This is a genomic window from Clavibacter michiganensis, from assembly GCF_002151125.1.
Taxonomy (GTDB): domain Bacteria; phylum Actinomycetota; class Actinomycetes; order Actinomycetales; family Microbacteriaceae; genus Clavibacter; species Clavibacter michiganensis_C.
The window spans coordinates 314,603-336,010 of the sequence record NZ_MDJZ01000016.1 but is presented as its reverse complement, the minus strand read 5'-3'; the positions used below and the strand labels follow the sequence as shown (position 1 = coordinate 336,010).

Here is a 21,408-nt window from a genome sequence, read left to right as displayed (position 1 = left end):
CCGGTCGGCGGTCTCCTCGGCCGCCCGCTCGTCGCGCTAGGGGACCACGGGCGGCTGCGGCACGCCGATGCTGCCCGTGAACGTGCCGCCGCCGGCGCGCGAGACGAAGCAGTAGGCGTCGCGGTCGCCCGCGGCCCACTCGTCCTGGCTGATCGGGTACGCCGACTGGTACTGCACGTCGTCGTAGGCCCGGGCGGCCGCGTAGTCGATCACGGTGTCGGCGATGCAGAGCTCGTCAGCGGAGTCGCGCAGGGCGTCCTCGCCGGGGAACTCGTCGCCCGTCTGCGGCAGGGCGACGCGCGCGACCATCTGCGCGCGGTGCTCGGTGCCGCAGTCGACGACCGTGAACTCCTCCTCCCACGGGGTCGAGTACGGCTCGATGCACTCGCCGCCGAGCAACGCGTCCCACGCCTGGACGCCTGCGGCGGCCGGGCCCTGCACGGGATCCGTGGGGGTCGGCGTCGGGGTCGGCGTCGCCTCGGCGGTCGGGGTGGCGACGGGGGCCGCGTCGGGTGCGGCACCGGATCCGAGCCGCTGGCCCAGGTAGAAGAGGCCGACGAGGAGCAGGACCAGCAGGATCGCGCCGCCGACCCAGAGGCCGGTGCGGCGCGGGCCGCGCGGCGGGCGCGGAGATGCGGCGGCCGGAGGGGCGGGGGTGCGGGCGATCCCGGAGACGGGCCCGCGCGGAGCGGGCGGCGCCGGCGGAGCGGCGTACGGCGGCGGGACCGACGCGGGACGCGGGGTCGGCTCGGGCCGCGGGGTCGGCTCGGGCCGCGGGGCGGCGGCCGGGACGGCGGCCGTCGGCGCGTCGCGATCGGATCGCGCGGCGGTGGCGGTGGCAGCAGCGGCCGCGGCTCCGGCGGCGGGACCCGCGGCGGGGAGGACGCGCGTGCGGTCGTCCTCATCCTCGTCGTCCGCCTCGGCCTGGGTGCCCCGGTCGTCGTCGTGATCCGCGGCGGCATCGGGCGCGACATCGCCGAAGAGGAGGGCGAGGGCGTCGACCGGCTCGGCGTCGCCCGCGTCATCGGCGGCGTCCGAGGCCGGGACGCCGGGCTCCGGGTTCGCGAGGGGGCGCTCGACGGGCGCTGGCACGGCCTCGTCCTGCGGCTCGGCCCCGTGATCGCCTGCGTGGTCGGCGTCGGTCGTGCTGTCGGCGATCCCCGGCGACGACGACGCGCTCTCGGGAGCGGGCTCGGTCGAGGGATCCGTCGCGGTCCCCGAGGGGACCTCCGGGCGCGCCGTGCCGGGTGCCGGTGCAGGTGCCTCTGCGACGGGCTCCGCGGTCGGAGCCGCTGCGGGCGCGGGCTCCTGCTCCACGGATCCGGCGACGGGGGCTGCTGCGGCGGTCGGCGAGGCGGCGGGCCCGGATCCCGCGGCCCAGGCCATGGCCGCGGCCCGCGCCGCGGCGGCTGCGGGAGCCAGCGGCGCCGGGGGCGCGTCCTCGACCAGATCGTCGTCGGCATCGGCATCTGCATCGAGGCCGGCGTCGACCGGCGCGTCGGCGGGACCGGCGGGATCGTCGACGACGTCGGCGTCCTCGTCCGTGTCGTCGCCACGCAGCGGCGTCAGCTGCACGGCGTCGTCGGCGTCGTCGGGCCGGTCCGAGGCGCCCTCGTCGGCGGGATCCTCGACGAGCTCGGCGTCGACCACCGCCGCATCGGAGGCGACGAGCGGAACGGCCACGTCGTCCTGCCCGTCATCGAGGGGCTCGAGCACCAGCTCGGCGGGAGCGTCGTCGTCCCGCGCGGGATCCGCCTCGACCTCGCCCGAGAGCACCTCGCCGGTGAGCACCTCGCCGGGCGCGTCGGGCGCGGGCGCGGGCGCGTACCCGGGGTCGGGCTCGCCGGCGTCGGGCTCGCGGGGGAAGTCGACGTCGCCCGCGTCGACCGGCGCCGCGGCGATGCCGGGCTCGGGAGCGGGCGCGTCGGCCGCGACGTCGGCGTCGTGGGCATCGGCGGCGGGATCCACCTGGTCGAGCGGGGCGACGCGGTCGTCGTCCTCGGTCGGGTCCAGCGGGACGATCCCCGCGAGGATGTCGTCATCGGCGGAGGGCGCGGGGTCGGCGGGCGCGGGATCCACGCCCTCGTCCGCGGCCGCGGCCGGCTCCACGGCGTCGGTCGCCTCCGCGGCGTCGGTCGTCTCCGCGGCATCCGCCGGCTCGACCGCGTCCGGTGCCTCGCGGTCCGCGGGCACCGGCTCGCGGCCGGCCGGGCGACCCCAGCCGATCGGCGCGAGCGGCTGCGCGGGGCGCTCGCGGTCGGCGTCGGTCGCGGGACGTATCGCGAACGGGTCGTCGTCGTCGCGACCGGGTCCGGATCCGCCGCCGGGCGCCTGCCCGCCCACTACGCGAGCCCCAGGTCCTCGAGGCCGATCGCGTACAGGTAGCGGTGCCCCGCGGCCTCGATCACCTCGCGGGCGTCGGTCGAGCGGTCGACGACCACGGCGACCGCGGCGATCTCCGCGCCCACCTTCTCGAGCGCCTCGATGGCCTTCAGCGGGGATCCGCCGGTGGTGGAGGTGTCCTCGACGACGATGACGCGCTTGCCCTGCAGGTCCGGGCCCTCGACCTGGCGGCCGCGGCCGTGGTCCTTGGGCTCCTTGCGGACGACGAACGCGTCGTAGCCGCGGCCGACCGCGGCGCCCTGGTGCAGGATCGCGGCGGCGATGGGATCCGCGCCCATCGTGAGCCCGCCGACCGCGGCCACGTCGGGCACGTCGACGATGAGGTCGAGCATGACCTGGCCGATGAGGGGCGCGACGCGGTGGTCGAGGCTCACGCGGCGGAGGTCGACGTAGTAGCTGGCCTTCTTGCCGCTCGTCAGCGTGAAGTCGCCGTGGAAGACGGCGTCCCGCTTGATGTGGTCGATGAGCTGCTGCCGCGCGTCGGAGGTCGTCACGCAGCCGATCCTACGGGCGGGGGACCGCGCCGGCCGGTGCGACCGGCGGGCGGGGCGCCGACCGGATCAGGCGTCGGACGAGGTCGGCAGCCCGAACACCGTGCCGACGGCGGCCACGTCGTCGCCGCCGTGACCGGCCGCGGACGCCTCCGCGTACGTCTCGCGGAGCGCCTCGAGCATCGCGGTGTCGAAGTCGTGCGCGTCGGCGCCGTCGAGCGCGGCGAGCATGAGCGTCACGTCCTTGAGCAGGCCGTCGAGCGCGAACGAGGGCGCGAGCTCGCCGGCCAGCATCGCGCCGCCCTTGAGGTGCGCGTACGGGGTGTCGGCGGCGCCTCCCGCGATGGCGTCGAGGAAGAGGCGCGGCTCGACGCCGAGCAGCCGGGCGAGGCCGAGCGACTGGCCGGTAGCGGCGGTGATGGAGGCGATCCACGCGTTGCACGCGAGCTTGAGGGCGGATCCGGGACCCGCGTCGGATCCCGCGACCACGGTGCGCGAGCCGGTCGCCTCGAGGACGGGGCGGGCGACGGCGAGGTCGGCCTCGGATCCGGAGACGAGGTGCACGAGGAGGCCCTGCTCGGCGGGGCCGCGCGTGCCGAGGACGGGCGCGTCGACGAAGCGGACGCCGTGCTCGGCGGCGAGCGCGGCGATCCGGCGGGTGCCCTCGACGCCGACGGTGGAGGACTGGAGGACCACGACGTCGGGCCCCAGCGCGGGCGCGACCTCGGCGAGGACCTCGAGCACGGCGTCCTGGTCGAACAGCATCACGACGACCACGTCGGCGTCGCGCACGGCCTCGGCGGCGCTGCCGGCGACGGTCGCGCCGTCGTCGGCGAGGGGCGCGGCCTTCTCAGCGCTGCGGTTCCAGACGGTGAGCGGGAGGCCCGCGCGGAGGATCGAGCGGCTCATGCCGGAACCCATGACGCCGGTGCCGAGGAGCGCCACGCGGGGCGGCCCGTCGGAGGCGGGGACGGATGCGGACACGGCGGCGGTGGCGTCTGTCATCCCCCGACGGTACGCCCGCCGGATGGGAGGCCGGCGGACGCGGTGCCACGGGGCCGCGTGCGGCGACCACGCGACGACGGGCCGCCCGTCGCGAGACGGGCGGCCCGTCGGGGCGCGCGGGAGCGGATCAGACGGCGGGCGCCTCGGCGGCCTCGTCGTCGGATCCCTCGCCGGGCATGACGATGTCGGCGACCGTGACGTCCACGCGCGTCACGGCGCGGCCGACGAGCTCGGTGACGGCGTCGGAGATGGCGGCGCGCACGTCGGCGGCGACGTCCTGCAGCGGCACGCCGTACTCGGCGACGAGGGTCACCTGGAACGCGACGCCCGCCTCCTGGGCCTCGACGGCGATCCCCTGCGTGAGGTCGGTCTGGCCGATGCGGTCGCGGAGCTGGCCGATGACGCGGGCAGCGCCTCCGCCGAGCGCGTGCACGCCCGGGATGTCGCGGACGGCGAGGCCGGCGACCTTGGCGATGACGCCGTCGGTGACCGTGGTGTCGCCCTCGGCGAGGACGCTCCCCGTGATCCCGGCGCTCGCGGGCGCGACGCGGGTGACGTCGGCGGGGGTGGGGGTGCTGGTGTCGCTCATGCGGTTCCTCCTCGTGGATGCCCGGCGATCCGGGCGATGCTGTGGTACTCATTGAGGGGACGCACGGACGCCGCGGTTCGTCACGGATCGCATGCGGATCCATCTGGTCACCCAGCGCACACGGAGGTACGGCATGGCCCTCTCCTCCTCGTTGCAGGACGCGGGCGACGGCATCCTCGCCGAGCGCGCGGCCGACGGGGACGCTCGGGCCTTCGAGGTGCTGGTCCGCCGGCACGCCCCCTACATGCGCGCGTTCGCGATCCGGCTCACCGGATCCCGCGCCGACGCCGACGACGCCGTGCAGGAGGCCCTCATCACCGCGTGGGACCGGCTGCCCACGCTCGAGAAGCCCGACCGCGTGAAGAGCTGGCTGCTGCAGATCGTCAGCCGGAAGTCCATCGACCGGATCCGCGCCCGCCGCCCGGTCGACGACATCGACGACCACGAGATCGCCGACCGGCTCACGTCCCCGGAGCGCGACGCCGAGACGTCCTCGCAGATGCGCGCGCTGGCCGGCGTGCTGGACACCCTGCCCCGCGAGCAGCGCGAGGTGTGGATGCTGCGCGAGGTGGGAGGCTTCTCCTACGAGGAGATCGCCGAGAGGCTGGGCGCGACGCCCTCGACCGTGCGCGGCCGGCTGTCCCGGGCGCGCACCACCGTGATGACGAGCATGGAGGCATGGCGATGAGCGGCACCGGACCGGACGATCCCGGGGAGCGCCTGCCCGTGGATCCCGCGACCGCGCCCGCGCTCGACGCCGACGGCGCGCCCCTCGACATGGCCGCGCTGGCCGACTACCTCGACCGCGGACGCACCCCGCGCGTCGCCGCCTACGAGGACGACCCCGACACCCGCAACGCCCTCCGCGCCCTCGAGCGCATGCGCGACCTCGGCCGCGAGCTCGTGCGGGTCGAGGCCGAGGAGGCCGACGCCCCGGGCGACGACTTCTTCCGCGGCGTGCTCTCGCACATCAGCCGCGAGTCGCGCGCCGGCCGCGACATCCCGCTCTCCCACCCGGATCCCGCCGTCCGCCTCGCGCTCACCGAGGGCGCCGTGCGCACCCTGGTGCGGCAGGCCGGCGACGAGGTGCCGGGCGTCCTCATCGGCCGGTGCACGCTCGACGGCGACATGACGCGCGCGGGCGAGCCCGTCCAGGTGGCCCTCACGATGAGCGTGGTGTGGGGGGATCCGCTGCCCGAGCTCGCGCAGCGCGTGCGGGAGAGGGTCCACGCGGCCCTGCTCCGGCACACCGAGCTGAACGTCGAGGCGATCGACGTGACCGTGGTGGACGTGCAGCCGCGTCCCGTGCAGGAGGAGGCCGGAGATGACCCTCGACGATGACGCGCCTGCCGTCGTGCCCGAGCCCGAGCCCGCGCGCGTGCCCGTGCCGCTCCCCGAGCCCGCCGACCTGTCGCGCGACCTGACCGCGGTCCTCCGCGGCGTCGCGGGCGTGGCCGACGTCTACGCGCCGCGCTCGCCGATCCTGCTGGCCGCCCAGCAGGTGGTCGAGGGCGTCGTGGCCGGATCCTCGACCGCCGCCGAGCAGCTCGTCGCCGTGGAGGCCGGCGAGGGCACCGTGCTCGTGGAGGCGTCCATCGCGGTGGACGCGTCGAGCCGCGCGAGCGACACCGCGCGCGCCGCCGTCGACGCGATCCGCGCGAGCCTCGCGGAGTCGGTGGGCCCCGAGGCCGCCGCGCTCGCGGCCGTCACGGTGCGCGTCGGCAGCATCGGCTGATCCGGCCCCGCTCCGCCCCGCCCGTCCCGGCCCGCGCGCGGACGGCCGCGCCGCCCGCTCCCGGTACCGTTGTCGCATGCGCGTCGCCACCTGGAACGTCAACTCCATCCGCACCCGCGTGGGCCGCGTCGTCGACTGGCTCGTGCGCGAGGACGTCGACGTGCTGGCGATGCAGGAGATCAAGTGCAAGCCCGAGCAGTTCCCGATGCAGGCGTTCGAGGAGGCCGGCTACGAGGTCGCCGTGCACGGGCTCAGCCAGTGGAACGGCGTCGCGATCGCGAGCCGCCTGCCGCTCGAGGACGTCGTCACGACCTTCGAGGGGATGCCCCGCTTCGGCAAGCCCGACGCGTCCGGGCAGCCGCCGCTCGAGGCGCGCGCGATGGGCGCGACCGTCGCCGGCGTCCGTCTCTGGAGCCTCTACGTGCCCAACGGCCGCGGCCTCGACGACCCGCACTACTCCTACAAGCTCGAGTGGCTCGGGGCGCTCGCGGCCGACACCCGCGCCTGGCTGGCCGCGGACCCCGAGACGCCGCTCGCGCTCATGGGCGACTGGAACGTGGCGCCGCTCGACACCGACGTGTGGGATCCCGCGCTGTTCGAGGGGAAGACGCACACCTCGGAGCCCGAGCGCGCCGCCTTCGCCGCGTTCCTCGACGCCGGCCTCGCCGACGTCGTGCGGCCGTCGATCCCCGAGGGCTACACGTACTGGGACTACCAGCAGCTGCGGTTCCCGCGGAACGAGGGCATGCGGATCGACTTCATCCTCGGCAACGCCCGGTTCGCCGAGCTCGTGGACGCGCCCCGGATCCACCGCGACGAGCGCAAGGGCGACGGCCCCAGCGACCACGTGCCCGTGGCCGTCGACCTCGAGGTGGAGACCGAGCTCGACGACGACCGGCCGATGATCTTCTGATCCGCCGCCGATCCGCGTCGCGTCCCGCTCCCCCGCCGATTCCGGCCGGGCGGGGCGCGCCCCGTAGTCTCGTGCCGTGACCCCCGACGACGACGCGACCCCGGAGCGCGGCCGCCGCGCCTCCCGCGGACGCCGCTCCGCCGCCCCGCCCGCCCGTCGGCGGCGCACGCCGGAGGTCCCGCGGATCGCGCTGCCGACGTTCCCCCGCCGCGCCGGACGCGCCGGCTCCGACGACGACGCACCCCGCGGCGGCCGCGCCGCGCGCGACCGGGACGACCGCGCCCGCGACCGCGCCGACGCCCGCGAGGAGGATCCGGCCGGCCCCGGCTGGGTGCCCCGCTGGATCCGCCGGATCGACCGCCGCGTCCTCGTCACCACCCTCGTCTCGATGCTCGTCGCCGCGGTCGTCGGGGGCAGCGTCGCGGCCTTCGGGCTGGGCCTCATCTTCGTCACCGACGCGTGCGACGTGGACGCCTACGTCTGCGACGACTCCCTCTTCACCATCGGCTACGTGCTCGCGATCGCGGGCCCGCTGATGCTGACCGGCATCGCCATAGTCGTGGCGCTCGTCGGCATGATCCGGGGACGCACCCGGCCCTGGCTGGTGCTCCTCATCGGGGTGGGCGCGTCGCTCGCGGCGTACATCCTCGGCGCCGTCCTGGTGCTCGTCGCCGTGCCCGGGTCCTCCCCCGTCACCTGATCCCGAGCGTCCGCCCGGCGGGCCGCCGCGGCGAGGGCGGGGCCGCGGCGGTCCGCTAGCGTGGGAGGTCCGGCGCGCCTGTCGCGGAATCCGGGGGATCTGCCGCGCACGCGGCATGCGAGGGGGCGGTAGTGGACAGCGGACGAGTGGCTCTGGTCATCGAGGACGACGGCGACATCCGCCAGCTGCTCGAGGTGGTCCTGCGCCAGGGCGGCTTCGAGGTGCACTCCGCCGGCACCGCGACCGACGGCGTGCGGCTGGCCGAGGAGGTCTCCCCCGACGTCATCACGCTCGACGTGGGCCTGCCCGACTTCGACGGTTTCGAGGCCGCGCGCCGCATCCGCCTCGTGAGCGACGCCTACATCGTGATGCTCACGGCGCAGGGCGAGGAGGTCGACACCCTGCTCGGCCTCGAGTCGGGCGCCGACGACTACATCGTGAAGCCGTTCCGCCCGCGCGAGCTCCGCGCCCGCATCTCCGCGATGATGCGACGACCGCGCGGCGGCGGGGACGCGACCGCGACGCCCCCGGCCGGCATCCCGGCGGCGGCGGACGCCCCTGCCGCGCCCGTCCCCGCGGAGGAGCCGGTGCAGCCCGCGGCGTTCGCGACCACGACCGTCGTCTCGCCCGCCCTGCCCACCGAGCCCGGATCCGCGGACGACGACGTCCTCCGCCACAACGGCCTGGAGCTCGACGAGGGCACCCGCCATGTCACGGTCGACGGCGAGCCCGTCGACCTCACGCGCACCGAGTTCGACCTGCTCGCCTCCATCCTCGCGAGCGGCGGCCGCGTGCGCACCAAGGGCGACCTGGTGCGCGACATCCGCAGCGGCTCCTACGCCGTCGCGTCCTCCACCGAGCCGGAGGAGCGCGCCGTCGAGGTGCACCTCGGCAACCTGCGCCGGAAGCTGCACGACGACCCGCGCCAGGCCAGGTGGATCCAGACGGTGCGCGGCGTCGGCTACCGGCTCGCGCCGCCCGTCGACTGACGCCGCCGGCGTCGGGCGCGGGCGACCGGCCGGGCGCTCGTCGGCGGTGCGGGCTGCCGCGGGACCGATGGGCCCCACGGCAGCTGCGCCGTGGATCGGGGTCCCTTCGGGTGGGATCCCGTTCCGTTCCTCCGTCCGGCCTGTCGCGGGGGCCGGTCGGGCGTGCGCGACGGCCGTCGGGGCGGCCGGGCGCACGGGTCTAGCCGGGCGGGTGACCCGCCTCGGCGCGGATCCAGGAGCGCATCGCGTCCATGCTCCGCTCGCCCACCTCGCCGAGCTCCGGCAGCATCGCGACGGCGACGCGCCCGTCGTGGGCGCGGATCGCCCGCTCGAGCTCGCCGGCGATGCCGCTGAGCCGGAGCGCGCCGACCATCGCCGCCGAGCTCTTCACGCTGAGGCACGCGTCGAGCGCCGCCGGACCGTCGTCGGCGCGCACGGCGACGTCGAGGCGCTCCCAGCGGGTCGGCCACAGGTCGACGAAGAAGCGGAGGAAGTCGACGCACGCGTGCTGCCCGTCGGTGAGCGCTCCGGGGCAGACGGGCTCCGCGGGCTCCGGCGTCGACGGCGTCGACGCGCTCGGGGCGGAGGTCGGGGCGCCGACCGGACGGGGGGATCCGGCCGGCGCCTGCCCGCGACCGGGTGCGGGGGCACCACGGGTCGCGAGGCGGTCGTCCGGACGGGGGGATCCGGACGACGGGGTCCCGCGGCGCGGCTCGGGGTGGCCGCGCGGCGGGGTCACGCCGCCCGGCGCGGGAACACCGGGGGGCGGAGCGGGGGCGTCCGTCGCGGGGACGACGGACGGTCGGGCGGGGCCGTGCTCGTCCGACAGCTCGCCCAGCAGCTGCTCCAGGACGCGGACGTCGAGGAGCGGGGGGAGCTGCGGAGCGCGGGCGGCATGGGCGTTCACGCCCGGCCGCCGACGAGACGACCGGAAGGACCGGGGAGGTGGCCGTCGGGTACCGGCCGCGCATCCGTGGACCCGGTACGGCACCCGGTGCGTGCGGCTCGGGTGCCGCTCGCGGGGTGGTCGTGGGGGGTCATCCGGTCCTTCGATCGCTCGTGTCGGACGGGTGGCCCCGTCGTGCGTCGAGCCTGGCACCGCCCCATGCGGGATCCGATCAAGGTCGGGACAAGATCAGCTCAAGTCGCGGGCGGTGCGTCGGGCCCGACGCGCAGCGGCAGGCGCACGCGCATGGTGGTGCCCGCGCCGAGGGCGCTCTCCACCTCGATGGTGCCGTCGTGGGCGTCCACGATGGAGCGGGTGATGCTGAGGCCGAGCCCCACGCCCGCGACCGTGCTCGCTCGGGCGGAGCTGGTGCGGAAGAAGCGCGTGAAGAGCTGCGACGTGTCCTCCGCGGACATGCCCACGCCGTCGTCGCTGACGCAGAGACGGAGGTGGTCGCCGTCGACGTGCACCTCGGTGGTGACCGTGCCACCCTCGGGCGTGTACTTCACCGCGTTGCTCAGCAGGTTGTCGAGCACCTGGCCGATGCGCACGGCGTCGACCTCGGCGACGAGCTCCTCGTAGTCCGGCTCGACCAGCGTCACGCCGCTCGCCGTCGCGTGCGGGCGGATCACGTCGAGCGCGTTCTCGACGATCTCGCCCACGTCGACGAGGTTGCGGTTGACGGCGAGCCGGTGCTGCGCCGCCGTGAGGAGGTCGCCGATGAGGCCGAGGAGGCGCTGCGCGTTGCGCTCCACGATCGCGAGGCGGGCGGCGGTGATCCGGTCGTCGAGGTCGTCCTCCACGAGGTCGTCGGCGATGAGCTCGACGTAGCCGAGGATCGAGGTCAGCGGGGTCTTCAGCTCGTGGGAGACGCTCGCCACGAAGTCCTCGCGCTCGGTGACCGCGAGCGCGAGCGCCGTGACGTCGGTGCTCACGACGACCGTGCCGAAGGTCCGCCCGGCGCCGTCCACGAGCGGGGAGACCGACGCGAGCACGGCCTTCTGCGCGCCGCCCTCGCCCAGCCAGTACACCTCGCGGCCGACGACCTCGCCGGCGCGGACGCGGGCCACGGGCTGCCGCTCGGGCGGCACGAGGGTGGTGCGGTCCTCCTCGTAGACGAGGCGGCCGACGACCGGGTCGTCGGGGTCGACGGGGTCGGCGAGCGCCATGAGGTCCCACGCGGCGCGGTTGCGCTGCATGACCCGACCCGTGGCGTCGAGCACGACGACCGTGTCGTCGATCGCGTCCAGCACGCCGTCGATGATCGAGTTGCGCTCCTGCAGGTCGACGAGCGTGCCCGTCAGCTCGAGCCGCATCTCCTCCAGGCGAGCGTGCTGCCGGAACAGCTGCTGCCCGAGCAGGTTCACGGCGACGGCCACGAGCAGCATCACGACGGGGAGCACGACGAGGTGCGACCAGCCGGTCGTGTCGTCGGGCAGGGTGCCGGAGCGGAGGTAGGGCAGGGCGAGCACCGAGGCCGTGCCGAGGGCGCCGAGCCACAGGACGTGCAGCGCGAAGGCGTACGCCAGCCAGATCACGGGGAAGACGATGAGCAACGCGGTCGACGGCACCTCGTCGGCGATCGCGTCGTGGCAGAGGGCGAGCGCCACGAAGTCGAGCATGGGCAGCACCGCCACCCAGTCCCGGTCGATGCGGCCCCACGGGACGGCGGCCGCGGCGATCGTCACGAGCGCGGCGACGAGCGTGCCCGCCACGAACCCGGGATCCGCGACCGCGTCGAGGTCGTCCATGCCGGCGACGACGCCGACGACGGCGAGGCTCAGGATGAAGGGCAGCTGCGCGTGCAGCGGCTTCGAGAGCGTCATGCTGCGGAGCACGGCCTGCGCGCGGGACGCCGATCCACGCCGCGCGTCGGAGGCAGCGACCTCGCCCACGTGACCCCCTGATGCGGTCACCCCGTGCCGCTCATCGATCCTAGCCACGAGTGGAGCGTCCGCCCCGGGCCGACGTACCCCGTGATAAGGGCACGCGTACGATTCCGGGATGACCGCCCTCCCGCACGAGCACCCCGTGGAGATCGCGTTCCTGGTCGCCTCGCCCGTGCACCGGCTGGAGGGTCGCCCATCGCACGGTCCCCGCGACGAGCCGGGGGATCCGCCGTCGCGCGCATCCGTGCGCGTGCGGGCCGGGCTCGGGATCGTCGGCGACCGCTACTTCGGCCAGCGGGCGCACCGTACGGCGGCGGTGACGGTGATGGCCGTCGAGTCCGTCGAGCGCGTGGCGCGGGAGCTCGGCGTGCAGGCGGGCCTGGATCCGGTGGACACCCGCCGCAACGTGCTGCTGCGCGGCGTCGACGCCGACCGGCTGCGCGGCATGCGCTTCAGCATCGACTCGGGCGACGGGCCCGTCGAGTTCCAGGGCCACCGCCCCGCGAACCCGTGCGCGTGGATGGACGTGATGCTCGCGCCCGGCGCCTTCCGCGCGCTCCGCGGCCGGGGCGGGGTGCGCTGCGAGCCGCTCGGCGACGGGATCCTCACGGTCGGCCCGGCCGTGCTGCGCACCGAGCGCCCGCTCGCCGACCACGCCGACGCCGACCAGGCGGCCGGGGCGCGCCTGTTCTGACGCGCCCCGCCTCGCCGTCGCCCCGCTCATCGTGCCCGCGGGTCAGTGGACGGGCGTGCCGCCGGTGACCGCGATCGTCTCGCCGCTCGTGAAGCTCGACTCCTGGCTCGCGAGGAAGACGTACGTCGCCGCGATCTCCGCGGGCTGGCCGGGGCGGCCGTAGACCGACTGGGATCCGAACTCCTCGACGTCCTCCGCCGACTGGCCGACGGGCTGCAGCACGGTCCAGAACGGGCCGGGCGCGACGGAGTTGACGCGGATCCCCTTCGGCGCGAGCTGCTGCGCGAGCCCCTGGGTGAAGTTGCGGATCGCGCCCTTCGAGGTCGCGTAGTCGAGCTTGTTGGCGCTCGGCTGGTACGCCTGCGAGGAGCTCGTCGTGATGATGCTGCCGCCCTTGGGCAGGTGCGGGAGCACGGCCTTGCTCAGCCAGAACAGCGAGTACACGTTGGTCTTCAGCGTGCGGTCGAGCTGCTCGGTGTCGAGGTCGAGGATGTCCTCCTCGTTGCGCTGGTAGCCGGCCACCATGACGAGGCAGTCGAGGCCGCCGAGCGCGTCCACCGAGGCCTGCACGATGTCCTGGCAGGTGGTCTCGTCGGAGATGTCGCCGGGCACGAGCGCGGCCTTCCGGCCGTCGGCCTCGATCGTGGACGCGGTGTCGCGCGCGTCCCCGAGCTCCTCGTCGAGGAAGTTGAGCGCGATGTCGGCGCCCTCGCGCGCGAACGCGATGGCGACGGCCTTGCCGATGCCGGAGTCGGCGCCCGTGATGAGGACCTTGCGGCCCTTCAGGCGGCCGAAGCCGACGTAGCTGTCCTGGCCGTGGTCGGGCGTCGGCTCGAACCTCTTCTCGTCGCCGGCGCCGGTCTGCTCCTGCTGCGGGAACGGCGGGGACGGGTACTGCGCGATCGGGTCCTGGATCTCGTACTGGTTGCCGCCGTTGCGGATCTCGCTCATGCGATGCGCCTTCCTTCGGGGGTCGTGGGGTCCTGTCCAGCCTGGCCCGGGCGATGCGCGGCGTCCGGTTCCGAGAGGGGGTTGACGGGCGCCACCGCCGTACGCTCGACGCATGACGACGCCCGACGCCGAGCTCCCGCCCGTCGAGTTCGCGTTCCCGGGGCCGCTGCGCGACCAGCTCGTGGCGGCGATCGTCGCGGGCGCGAAGACGTCCACCAGCTCGCTGCTCGCCCAGTACGCGGCCGACGGCGAGGAGCTGCCGGTCGTCGGATCCCGCGGCGCCGTCATCGACTCCGCCGGGCGGCCGGTGCTCGTGGTCGAGACGACGGCCGTGGAGATCGCGCGCCTCGCGGACGTGCCGCTCGCGCACGCGGTCGACGAGGGCGAGGGCTTCACGACGGTCGCCGAGTGGCGCGCCGGGCACGAGGGGTTCTGGACGTCGCCCGAGGTCGTGGCGGAGCTGCCGGCCGGGTTCCGCCTCGACGACGACACCGCGATCGTGATGGAGCGCTTCCGCGTGGTGGGCGGGGCCGACGACCGCGCCTAGGGTCGGATCATGCGCCCCCTCCTCTCCGCCGCCCTCGTCACGGCCGCCGTCGTCGTCCTCTCCGGGTGCGCGTCCGCGGATCCGCGCCCGGCCTCCCCGACGACGGGAGCCGCGGCACCCGCCGCGGCGACGGGCGCGCTCTCGTCGGACACGACCGCGGCCGTCACCCTGCCGCCCGTCGGCACGGGCTTCGACTACCAGCTCGGCGGCGCCTCCCCCATCCCGGCCGGGGTCGGGATCGTGGTCCGCGACAGCACGGACACGCCTGCCGCGGGCCTCTACGGCGTCTGCTACGTCAACGGGTTCCAGACCCAGCCGGGTGAGCCCTGGCCCGACGACCTGCTCGTGCAGGGTGACGACGGCCCGCTCATCGATCCGAACTGGGACGACGAGTTCCTCCTCGACACCTCGACCGCCGCGAAGCGCGACGCCATCGCCGCGCGCCAGGCCGCGACCGTCGACCGCTGCGCCGACGCCGGCTTCCAGGCCGTCGAGTTCGACAACCTCGACTCGTGGGTGCGGTCCGAGGGCGCGCTCGACGCGGAGGACGCGCTGGCCCTCGCGACCCTGCTCGTGGATCACGCGCACGGCCGGGGCCTCGCGGTCGCGCAGAAGAACACCACCGACATCGGATCCCGCGGCCGCGACGAGGCCGGCTTCGACTTCGCGATCGCCGAGGAGTGCGACCGCTGGGAGGAGTGCGCCGACTACACGGCGGTCTACGGCCCGCACGTGCTCGACGTCGAGTACACGGACGACCTGCTCGACACGGCCGAGGGCGCGTGCGCGCGGATCCTGGCGCTGGATCCCGCTCCCCGCGCCATCGTGCGCGACCGCGACCTGGTGCCCGCGGGCGAGGACGGATACGCGTACGCGGCCTGCTGAGCGGGATCGCGCACCCCGTGACACGATGCGGGGATGGACGACGACGACCGGCGCGCGGAGATCGCGGACCTGCGTCGCCGTGTCTTCGGACCGGACCGCGATCCGCGCGACGTCGACGCGCTCGCGCGGCTGCAGGAGCTGGAGGGGCGGGGCGGTGCGCCCGGCGACGACGCGGCGGTGGACACCCGGGACGACGGCTCGGCCGGCCCGTCGGCGGCGACGGTGCCGCAGCGCGGAGCCCCGGCCGCCGGTGATCCGCGCGACGACCGACCCGCGGCACGGCGGACCCGGACCCGGACCCGCATCCGCCCGCGTCTCGCCGCCTCCTGGGCCGCATCGCTCGTGATCGTCGCGGTCGCCTGCGTGGCCGGCACCGCCTGGTGGCTGGACGACCAGCGCGGCACGGTCGCCGTCCTCGCGCTCGAGCCGCCGCCGACGCCCGACAACGCGACCTACCTCTCGGTCGACACCGGATCCATCGCCCCCGGCTCCCTGTTCGCCGCCTTCCACGGGATCTCGGTCGCGCGCGTGCCGGTCCCCGACGCGGGCACGGGAGTCGAGCGGACGTGCCTGCTCGCCGGTCCGGCCGAGCAGGACGGCTCGGTCGCCGGCGTGCCCGGCTGCGCGACCGGCGCGGTCCCCGCGCGCACCGCGCTCGTCGTCACGGCCGACCAGCCGCAGGAGCTCCGCGACGCGTTCCCCCTGGGCACCACGCTGGCCTTCGAGCTGGAGGCGGACGGCGAGACGGTGCGGGTCCGGACCGTCCCCGGCTGACGCCCCCTCCCCCGCGCCCGTCCGGGTGCGGACGTCCCGGGCGCGACCGTCCCGGCGCGCGGTCGCAGGCGGATCCGCTAGGTTGTCTGCAGTTCGGGGAGCGCACCTATCGGGGTGCCTCGTCTGGTTCGATTTCCGGAGCTCTCCACCACTCGCCGCATCCGCGCCGTACGCGTCGCCGGGCCCGGCCCTCTCGGCCTACTCGTCGGGTCGGGCGTAGGAGACCGGCAGCAGGTCTCCGATCCCGACCATCTCGGGCCCGTCCGCACCGGAGACGGCCACGCGGATGCCCGGCTGGAGATCGAGCATCACCTGGCGGCACCGGCCGCACGGCGGGACGATCCCCCGACCACCGTCGCCCACCGCCGCCATCGCGACGAGCGGTCCCGCGTTCTCCGCGGCGGCGGCACCCAGCGCGACGAGCTCCGCGCACGGCCCGCCCGTGAAGTGGAGCACGTCGACGCCGACGTGGATCCGGCCTCCGGCGTCGAGGGCCGCCGCAGCCATGGTGTGGTCCGGATCCGCGCCGAGCGTCCGGGCGAGCGCCTCGGCCGCGTCGATGAGCCGGGCCTCGGAGTCGTGGAGGGGCACGCGCACCTCCTGCCGCACCGGCCCTCGGCCGCTCGCGGTCACTTGTCCCACACGCGGATCGGCGGCAGCCCGCGCTCCGCGCGCTCGGCGTTCACCAGCTCCTCCACGAGCGCGGTCTTGCCCGCCGTGTAGGCGCGGCGGTCGGCGGCCGTCCCGGCGAGCGCCACCTTGAGAGCGTCGTAGCGGCCTCGCGCGTCGGGGTCGCGCAGGAGCCGGTCGCGGAGGAGGCGCTGCGGGCAGGTGTCCCAGTCGCCGGCCGCGAAGACGTGGAGGATGTGCGTCCGCGCGCCGTCGTCCGACCGCACGTGCACGCCGTGGTTGCGCGGACCCGTGCGGTGCTGCGCGTAGTCGAGCGGCGCGAGCACGGCATCGAGCCCGAGCGGGTCGATCCCCGGCGCGGCCCGCGCGGCGATGTCGATGACCGGCTTCGCGCGGAGGCCCGGCACCGCGGTGCTGCCGATGTGCTCGATCGCGAGGATCGACGCGCCCGTGGCCTCGCGGATCCGCCCGGCCTCGACGCGGAACGCATCCGCCCACTCGGACCGGTGCTCCTCGAGGCGGATCATCGCGGCCACCCTACCGAGCCGGCCGCGCCGCACCCCTAGGCTCGACGACCATGCCCTCCTCCTCCCTGCCCTCCCCGCGTCGCGCCCTCGTCCTCGGCGGCACCGGCGCGATCGGCGGCGCCACGGCCGAGCGGCTGGCGCGCGACGGGTGGTCCGTCGACGTGACCGGCCGGGATCCCGCCGCCATGCCGGATGCGCTCACGGACCTCGGCGTGCGCTTCCACGCGCTCGACCGGACCGACGCCCGCGGGATCGAGCGGCTGGTCGGCGACGGCGTCGACCTGCTCGTCGACCTCGTCGCGTTCACGGCGGCCGACGTCGAGGCGCTCGTCCCCGCGATGCGGGCGAGCGGATCCGTCGTCGTCGCCTCCTCGCGCGCCGTCTACGTCGACGCGGCGGGTCGGCACGTCAACGGCGACGAGCCGCCGCGGTTCCCCGTCCCGATCCCCGAGCAGAACCGGACCCTCGCGCCCGCCGCGCCCGGCACCGATCCCTTCACGCGCGAGGGCTACGCGCCGTCGAAGGTCGCCGTGGAGCGCGCGGCGCTCGACGGCGGCCTGCCGGTGACCGTGATCCGCCCCTCCAAGGTGCACGGCCCGTGGGCGCGGAACGCCCGCACGCGCGCGATCGTCGAGCGCATGCTCGCGGGCGCCGAGACGATCGAGCTCGCCGACCGCGGTGCCTCCGTCGACCACCTCACCGCGGCAGCGAACGCGGCCGCCCTCATCGCCCGCGCGGCCGACGTGCCGGGCGCGCGGATCCTCAACGCCGCCGACCCGGATCCGCTCACGGCCGACGAGATCGTCGCCGTCATCGCCGACGAGCTCGGCTGGGGCGGACGCATCGTGCCGCTCGAGCCCGGCGCCCCGGGCGGCGCGCACCCGTGGGCCGCGGCGCACCCGATCGTGCTGGACACCCGCGCGTCCCTCGCGCTCGGCTACGCCCCCGTCGGCCCGGGAGCGGAGCTGCTGCGCGCCGAGGTCGCGTGGATCCGCGACGGCGGCTGACCCGGTCCGCCCCCTCCCGCCGCGCCGCGCCTGGCCGTTCCCCGCCGCATCCGCCGCGGACCCGGTCGCGCGCGCCCGGACCTGGCAGGGTCGAAGGGCGGGGGTCCACCGATCCGCGCAGATCCCCCGAGGAGCACCACCATGCCGCTGATCCGCTTCCTGTTCATCGCCGTCCCCGTCATCCGCCGCTTCCTGCGCAGCCGCCAGGGCAAGGCCGCCATGGCCAAGGGCAAGGCCCAGATGGCCAAGCGCTCGCAGAAGCGCGCCGCTCAGCGCGGGGCCGCCGGGCGCCGCTAGGTCCCGCCGCTAGGTCCCGCCGCTGGCTCCCGGGACGCTAGGTCCCGGGAGCCAGCAGCGCCGCGATCACCAGCAGCACCGGGATCGACGCGACCGTCGTGATCAGCACCGTGTCGCGCGCGAGCACCACGCCGCGTTCGTAGCGCGACGCGAAGTTGAAGATGTTCTGCGCGGTCGGCAGGCCGGCGATCACGGTCGCGGCGAAGGTCTGGTCGGCGTCCAGGTGGAAGGCGAACCGCGCGAGCAGGAACGCGGCGAGCGGCATGATCACCGTCTTGATGACGGAGGCCACGATGATCTCGCCGCGGCCGGATCCCGGCGCGAGCGGCTTCCGCCCCACGAGCGACATGCCGAACGCCATCAGCACGATGGGGATCGCCGCGCCGCCGATCAGCCGGAACGGCTCGTAGACGGCGTCGGGCACCTGCAGCCCCGTCACCGCGATGAGGATGCCGAGCATCGACGCGATGATCATCGGGTTCCGCAGCGGCTGCGTGAGGATCCCGACCACCGAGGCGGAGCCGCGGCTGGAGATGTCGAGGATCGTCAGCGTCGTCGGCGCCAGCACGAGCAGCTGGAGCAGCAGCACGGGCGCGACGAGCTGCGCGTCGCCGAGCACGTAGATCGCGACGGGCAGGCCGATGTTGTTGGCGTTCACGTAGCTCGCGGACGCCGCGCCGATGGTCGTCTCCGCCACCGGCCGCCGGAACAGCACGCGCGCCACGATCAGATAGAGGATCGCCGCGACGGCCACCGCGGACGCCGACGCCAGCAGGAACGCCGAGAACACGACGTCCAGGTCGGCCTTCGCGAGCACGGTGAACAGGAGCGCGGGCGTCGCGACGAAGAACGCGACCCGGTTGAGCGAGTGCTGGGCGCCCGGCCCGGCGATCCCGGAGCGGCCGACGCCGTAGCCCACGGCGATGATGAAGCCGATGATGGCGAAGCCGGTCAGCACCCCGATCATCCGACTCCCCTCGCGCGCGTCCTCCCACCCTACGGGCGGCGGGGAGCCGCCCGACGCGGGGACGGCGGGCAGACGCCGCGCAGACGGCGGGCGACCGCTGCCCCACCCGTTCAACGCCGGGACACCGCTGCGTCATGCGATCCGCCTAGCGTCGGCCGCGTCGCATCCGCGACCCACCCGCACCCGCCGCGCGCATCCCGCGCCGCGCCCGCTCCGCCAGGAACCCATGCGCCTCCGCACCCGCCGCCTGTCCGCCTCCGTCGCGCTCGCGCTGGCCCTCGGGATCGCCGCCGGGGGATCCGCCCTCCCGGCGCACGCGGCGACCGGAACCGGAAGCGCGACCGGCACCGACGCCGCCGACCGCCCGTACTACAGCAGCAAGACCCCGTACGCCCCGCGCGGCACCGCGGCCGATCTCGCGCCCGCGCCCGCCGGCTTCGCGCCCGTGTACACGGAGTCGGTCGCGCGCCACGGATCGCGCGCCCTGTCGAGCTTCAAGTACGACTCCCTCACCACGCAGGTGTGGGAGCAGGCCCGCTCCGAGGGCGCGCTCACGTCGCTCGGCGAGACGCTCGGCCCGGAGGTGGCGGAGCTCACCGCCGCGAACCAGCGGCTCGGCTACGGCAACCTCACCGGGCAGGGCGCCGACCAGCACCGCGGCATCGGCGCGCGCGCCGTGGAGCGGCTGCCGTCGCTGTTCGCCGACGTCGACGCGGGATCCGACCGGGTCGCGCTCGAGAGCTCCGGCGAGGCGCGCGCCACCGCCTCGGGGAAGGCGTTCGCCGAGGGGCTGAGGACGGCGGATCCGCTGCTCGCCTCGCACCTGCCGGCGGACATCGCGAAGGACCCCGGCACGCTCTACTTCCACAAGTCGGACGCGAACGCCGACTACCAGGCGTACGAGGACGGCCCCGCCGTGACGGCCGCGGTCGACGCGATCACCGACCAGCCCCGCAGCCACCAGGCCGCGCGCCACCTGCTCGAGCGCCTCTACTCCCCGGCGTTCGTGGACCGCCTCGCCGCGGGGGCGTACCGCTTCGTCGACGGCGGTGACGGGAAGACCACGGTCGACGACGAGGTCGACGCGGCGATGATGCTCTACAACCTGTACATCATCGCCCCCGACATGACGGAGGAGGTCCGGGTCGACTTCGACCGGTACCTCGAGGGCGCTGACGCCGAGTGGTTCGCCTACCTGCTCGACGCCGAGGACTTCTACTCGAAGGGCCCGGCGTTCCAGGGCAGCGACATCACCTACCGGATGGCGCGGCCGCTGCTCGACGACTTCCTCGACTCGATGGACGCGCGGCTCGCCGGATCCTCCACCGCCGCGACCTTCCGCTTCGCGCACGCGGAGACGATCATCCCGTTCGCGGCGCTGATCGGCCTGCCCGGCTCGACGCAGCAGGTCACGCCCGAGGCCCCGTACGCGTACGGGACGAACGAGTGGCGCGGCGAGACGGTCACGCCGATGGCCGCGAACGTGCAGTGGGACGTCTTCCGCGACACCGGCGGCCGGGCCATCGTGCGCATGCTCTACGACGAGCAGGCGATCCCGTTCCGCGCGGGCTGCACGCCCATCGCGCCGGGATCCCCCTTCTACGACGTCGCCGAGGTGCGCCGCTGCCTCACGGGATCCGCCGCGCTGGATCCGGGGGCGCCCGCGCCCGGCGCGCCCGGCTTCAGCGCGGCCGGCTCGACCGTCCCGGGATCGCCCGCGGAGCTCGCCGCGGCCGACGCCTCGTCCGCCCGCGGCGACACCCTCGCTGCCACCGGCATGTCCGCCGACGAGCTGCCGTTCCTCGCGGTCCTCGCGTTCGCGCTCGGCGCGGCGGGGATCACCGCGGTCGGCGTGGTCCGGCGCCCGCGGCGCGACTGACTCCCGCGGGACCGACGCGCGCAGCCCGACCGGGGCGCGTCACGCGCTCGGCGCGACCAGCCCCTCCATCACGTCGAGGAACGCGCCCCAGCCCTGGATCGTCATCGCGCGCTGCTCGTCGGTGAACTCCCCCGCCGTCTGCGTCACGGTCATCCGCGTCGCGCCGCCGGCGACCTCCTCGAGGTCGACCGTGAGCGGCTCGCCCGCGGGCTCGTCGGGTCGGTCGGTCATGGTCATCGCCAGGCGCGACGGCCGGTCGAGCTCGACGTACTCCCCCGCCCAGTCGATGGATCCGCCGTCGGGCAGGCGCATCACGGCGCTCCACGCGCCGCGGACGCGCACGTCCATGCGCAGGGTGTCGAGCGGCACCTCGACCTCCGCGCCGCCGAACCAGGCGGAGAGGTCGGCCGGCGTGATCCATGCGTCGAACACGCGCTCCCGGGACGCCGCGAACGTGCGGACGAGGACGATGGGCTCGCTCACGGCGACCTCCGATGATGCGGGACGGGCGGGACCCGCGGCGGCGGCGCCGGATGCGGGAGGGCCGCCGCCTCCGCGAGGAGACGGCGGCCCTCCCTCGATCCGATCAG

24 protein-coding genes are annotated in these 21,408 nt (G+C 75.6%); 13 read left to right on the top strand and 11 right to left on the bottom strand.

All coding sequences use genetic code 11. The annotated features are described in order from the left end of the window. Positions 1 to 36 precede the first annotated feature (36 nt). From BFL37_RS14825 to BFL37_RS11015, 4 genes are all read right to left on the bottom strand, one after another. Positions 37 to 2,343: a septum formation family protein gene (locus tag BFL37_RS14825; RefSeq protein ID WP_086515152.1), complete on the bottom strand. Its 2,307-nt coding sequence runs from the start codon at positions 2,341 to 2,343 to the stop codon at positions 37 to 39. After that, entirely contained in the window at positions 2,343 to 2,897 is a 555-nt protein-coding gene (gene pyrE, locus BFL37_RS11025) for an orotate phosphoribosyltransferase (protein WP_086515151.1), read from the bottom strand. Before pyrE ends, BFL37_RS14825 begins: the two co-directional genes overlap by 1 nt. Before the next feature lie 66 nt (positions 2,898 to 2,963). Next, positions 2,964 to 3,899, bottom strand: coding sequence for an NAD(P)-dependent oxidoreductase (locus BFL37_RS11020; protein ID WP_172403801.1), 936 nt, complete (start codon positions 3,897 to 3,899; stop codon positions 2,964 to 2,966). Between the two features lie 127 nt (positions 3,900 to 4,026). Beyond that, positions 4,027 to 4,488, bottom strand: a complete 462-nt coding sequence (locus tag BFL37_RS11015) for an Asp23/Gls24 family envelope stress response protein (protein ID WP_086515150.1) — start codon at positions 4,486 to 4,488, stop codon at positions 4,027 to 4,029. A gap of 133 nt (positions 4,489 to 4,621) precedes the next feature. Between BFL37_RS11015 and BFL37_RS11010 the strand changes: the two genes are divergently transcribed. From BFL37_RS11010 to BFL37_RS10985, 6 genes are all read left to right on the top strand, one after another. Continuing rightward, positions 4,622 to 5,176 carry an RNA polymerase sigma factor gene (locus tag BFL37_RS11010; RefSeq protein WP_086515149.1) on the top strand — a complete coding sequence of 185 codons (555 nt, stop codon included), beginning with the start codon at positions 4,622 to 4,624 and terminating at the stop codon, positions 5,174 to 5,176. Then, on the top strand, positions 5,167 to 5,829 hold the full coding sequence (locus BFL37_RS11005) for an Asp23/Gls24 family envelope stress response protein (RefSeq protein WP_241533984.1): 663 nt from the start codon (positions 5,167 to 5,169) through the stop codon (positions 5,827 to 5,829). Before BFL37_RS11010 ends, BFL37_RS11005 begins: the two co-directional genes overlap by 10 nt. Continuing rightward, entirely contained in the window at positions 5,813 to 6,223 is a 411-nt protein-coding gene (locus BFL37_RS11000; protein ID WP_086515148.1) for a hypothetical protein, read from the top strand. The genes BFL37_RS11005 and BFL37_RS11000 overlap by 17 nt, the downstream gene beginning before the upstream one ends. Before the next feature lie 76 nt (positions 6,224 to 6,299). After that, positions 6,300 to 7,136, top strand: a complete 837-nt coding sequence (locus tag BFL37_RS10995) for an exodeoxyribonuclease III (RefSeq protein ID WP_086515147.1) — start codon at positions 6,300 to 6,302, stop codon at positions 7,134 to 7,136. A gap of 76 nt (positions 7,137 to 7,212) precedes the next feature. Continuing rightward, complete coding sequence (locus tag BFL37_RS10990) at positions 7,213 to 7,836, top strand: hypothetical protein (protein ID WP_086515146.1); 624 nt, start codon at positions 7,213 to 7,215, stop codon at positions 7,834 to 7,836. Between the two features lie 131 nt (positions 7,837 to 7,967). Next, entirely contained in the window at positions 7,968 to 8,825 is an 858-nt protein-coding gene (locus BFL37_RS10985; protein WP_086515145.1) for a response regulator transcription factor, read from the top strand. 199 nt (positions 8,826 to 9,024) lie between these two features. Here the strand turns inward: BFL37_RS10985 and BFL37_RS10980 are convergent, their stop codons facing one another. Together BFL37_RS10980 and BFL37_RS10975 are read right to left on the bottom strand one after the other, a co-directional pair. Further along, positions 9,025 to 9,732 (bottom strand): Hpt domain-containing protein, encoded by a 708-nt coding sequence (locus tag BFL37_RS10980; RefSeq protein ID WP_241533981.1) that lies wholly within the window; start codon positions 9,730 to 9,732, stop codon positions 9,025 to 9,027. A gap of 233 nt (positions 9,733 to 9,965) precedes the next feature. Further along, on the bottom strand, positions 9,966 to 11,714 hold the full coding sequence (locus BFL37_RS10975; RefSeq protein WP_241533974.1) for a sensor histidine kinase: 1,749 nt from the start codon (positions 11,712 to 11,714) through the stop codon (positions 9,966 to 9,968). Between the two features lie 61 nt (positions 11,715 to 11,775). Here BFL37_RS10975 and BFL37_RS10970 point away from each other — a divergent pair, with 61 nt between their 5' ends. After that, positions 11,776 to 12,354, top strand: a complete 579-nt coding sequence (locus BFL37_RS10970; RefSeq protein WP_086515142.1) for an MOSC domain-containing protein — start codon at positions 11,776 to 11,778, stop codon at positions 12,352 to 12,354. 42 nt (positions 12,355 to 12,396) lie between these two features. On the opposite strand, the gene BFL37_RS10965 is transcribed toward BFL37_RS10970, so the two are convergent. Beyond that, positions 12,397 to 13,305, bottom strand: a complete 909-nt coding sequence (locus BFL37_RS10965) for an SDR family oxidoreductase (protein ID WP_086515141.1) — start codon at positions 13,303 to 13,305, stop codon at positions 12,397 to 12,399. A 112-nt stretch (positions 13,306 to 13,417) separates the two neighbouring features. Here BFL37_RS10965 and BFL37_RS10960 point away from each other — a divergent pair, with 112 nt between their 5' ends. From BFL37_RS10960 to BFL37_RS10950, 3 genes are read left to right on the top strand one after another with little or no spacing between them, the layout of a single operon-like run. Further along, positions 13,418 to 13,852: an ASCH domain-containing protein gene (locus BFL37_RS10960; RefSeq protein ID WP_086515140.1), complete on the top strand. Its 435-nt coding sequence runs from the start codon at positions 13,418 to 13,420 to the stop codon at positions 13,850 to 13,852. A gap of 9 nt (positions 13,853 to 13,861) precedes the next feature. After that, positions 13,862 to 14,737 (top strand): endo alpha-1,4 polygalactosaminidase, encoded by an 876-nt coding sequence (locus BFL37_RS10955; protein WP_086515139.1) that lies wholly within the window; start codon positions 13,862 to 13,864, stop codon positions 14,735 to 14,737. Positions 14,738 to 14,770: 33 nt separating this feature from the next. After that, positions 14,771 to 15,511: a hypothetical protein gene (locus tag BFL37_RS10950; RefSeq protein WP_086515138.1), complete on the top strand. Its 741-nt coding sequence runs from the start codon at positions 14,771 to 14,773 to the stop codon at positions 15,509 to 15,511. 198 nt (positions 15,512 to 15,709) lie between these two features. Here the strand turns inward: BFL37_RS10950 and BFL37_RS10945 are convergent, their stop codons facing one another. Continuing rightward, positions 15,710 to 16,102 (bottom strand): cytidine deaminase, encoded by a 393-nt coding sequence (locus BFL37_RS10945; protein ID WP_086515324.1) that lies wholly within the window; start codon positions 16,100 to 16,102, stop codon positions 15,710 to 15,712. Positions 16,103 to 16,140: 38 nt separating this feature from the next. Further along, a complete protein-coding gene (locus BFL37_RS10940) occupies positions 16,141 to 16,668 on the bottom strand; it encodes a GrpB family protein (protein ID WP_143331603.1) in 528 nt (175 codons plus the stop codon). Between the two features lie 50 nt (positions 16,669 to 16,718). Between BFL37_RS10940 and BFL37_RS10935 the strand changes: the two genes are divergently transcribed. Together BFL37_RS10935 and BFL37_RS14605 are read left to right on the top strand one after the other, a co-directional pair. Further along, a complete protein-coding gene (locus BFL37_RS10935; RefSeq protein ID WP_086515136.1) occupies positions 16,719 to 17,675 on the top strand; it encodes an NAD-dependent epimerase/dehydratase family protein in 957 nt (318 codons plus the stop codon). Positions 17,676 to 17,816: 141 nt separating this feature from the next. Then, positions 17,817 to 17,972 carry a hypothetical protein gene (locus tag BFL37_RS14605; RefSeq protein ID WP_172403800.1) on the top strand — a complete coding sequence of 52 codons (156 nt, stop codon included), beginning with the start codon at positions 17,817 to 17,819 and terminating at the stop codon, positions 17,970 to 17,972. A gap of 37 nt (positions 17,973 to 18,009) precedes the next feature. Here BFL37_RS14605 and BFL37_RS10930 read toward each other — a convergent pair whose 3' ends face one another. Further along, positions 18,010 to 18,939 (bottom strand): AEC family transporter, encoded by a 930-nt coding sequence (locus BFL37_RS10930; RefSeq protein WP_086515135.1) that lies wholly within the window; start codon positions 18,937 to 18,939, stop codon positions 18,010 to 18,012. Between the two features lie 226 nt (positions 18,940 to 19,165). Here BFL37_RS10930 and BFL37_RS10925 point away from each other — a divergent pair, with 226 nt between their 5' ends. Next, positions 19,166 to 20,818, top strand: a complete 1,653-nt coding sequence (locus BFL37_RS10925) for a histidine-type phosphatase (RefSeq protein ID WP_086515134.1) — start codon at positions 19,166 to 19,168, stop codon at positions 20,816 to 20,818. Positions 20,819 to 20,857: 39 nt separating this feature from the next. Here the strand turns inward: BFL37_RS10925 and BFL37_RS10920 are convergent, their stop codons facing one another. Beyond that, entirely contained in the window at positions 20,858 to 21,301 is a 444-nt protein-coding gene (locus BFL37_RS10920) for an SRPBCC family protein (protein ID WP_086515133.1), read from the bottom strand. Positions 21,302 to 21,408 lie beyond the last annotated feature (107 nt).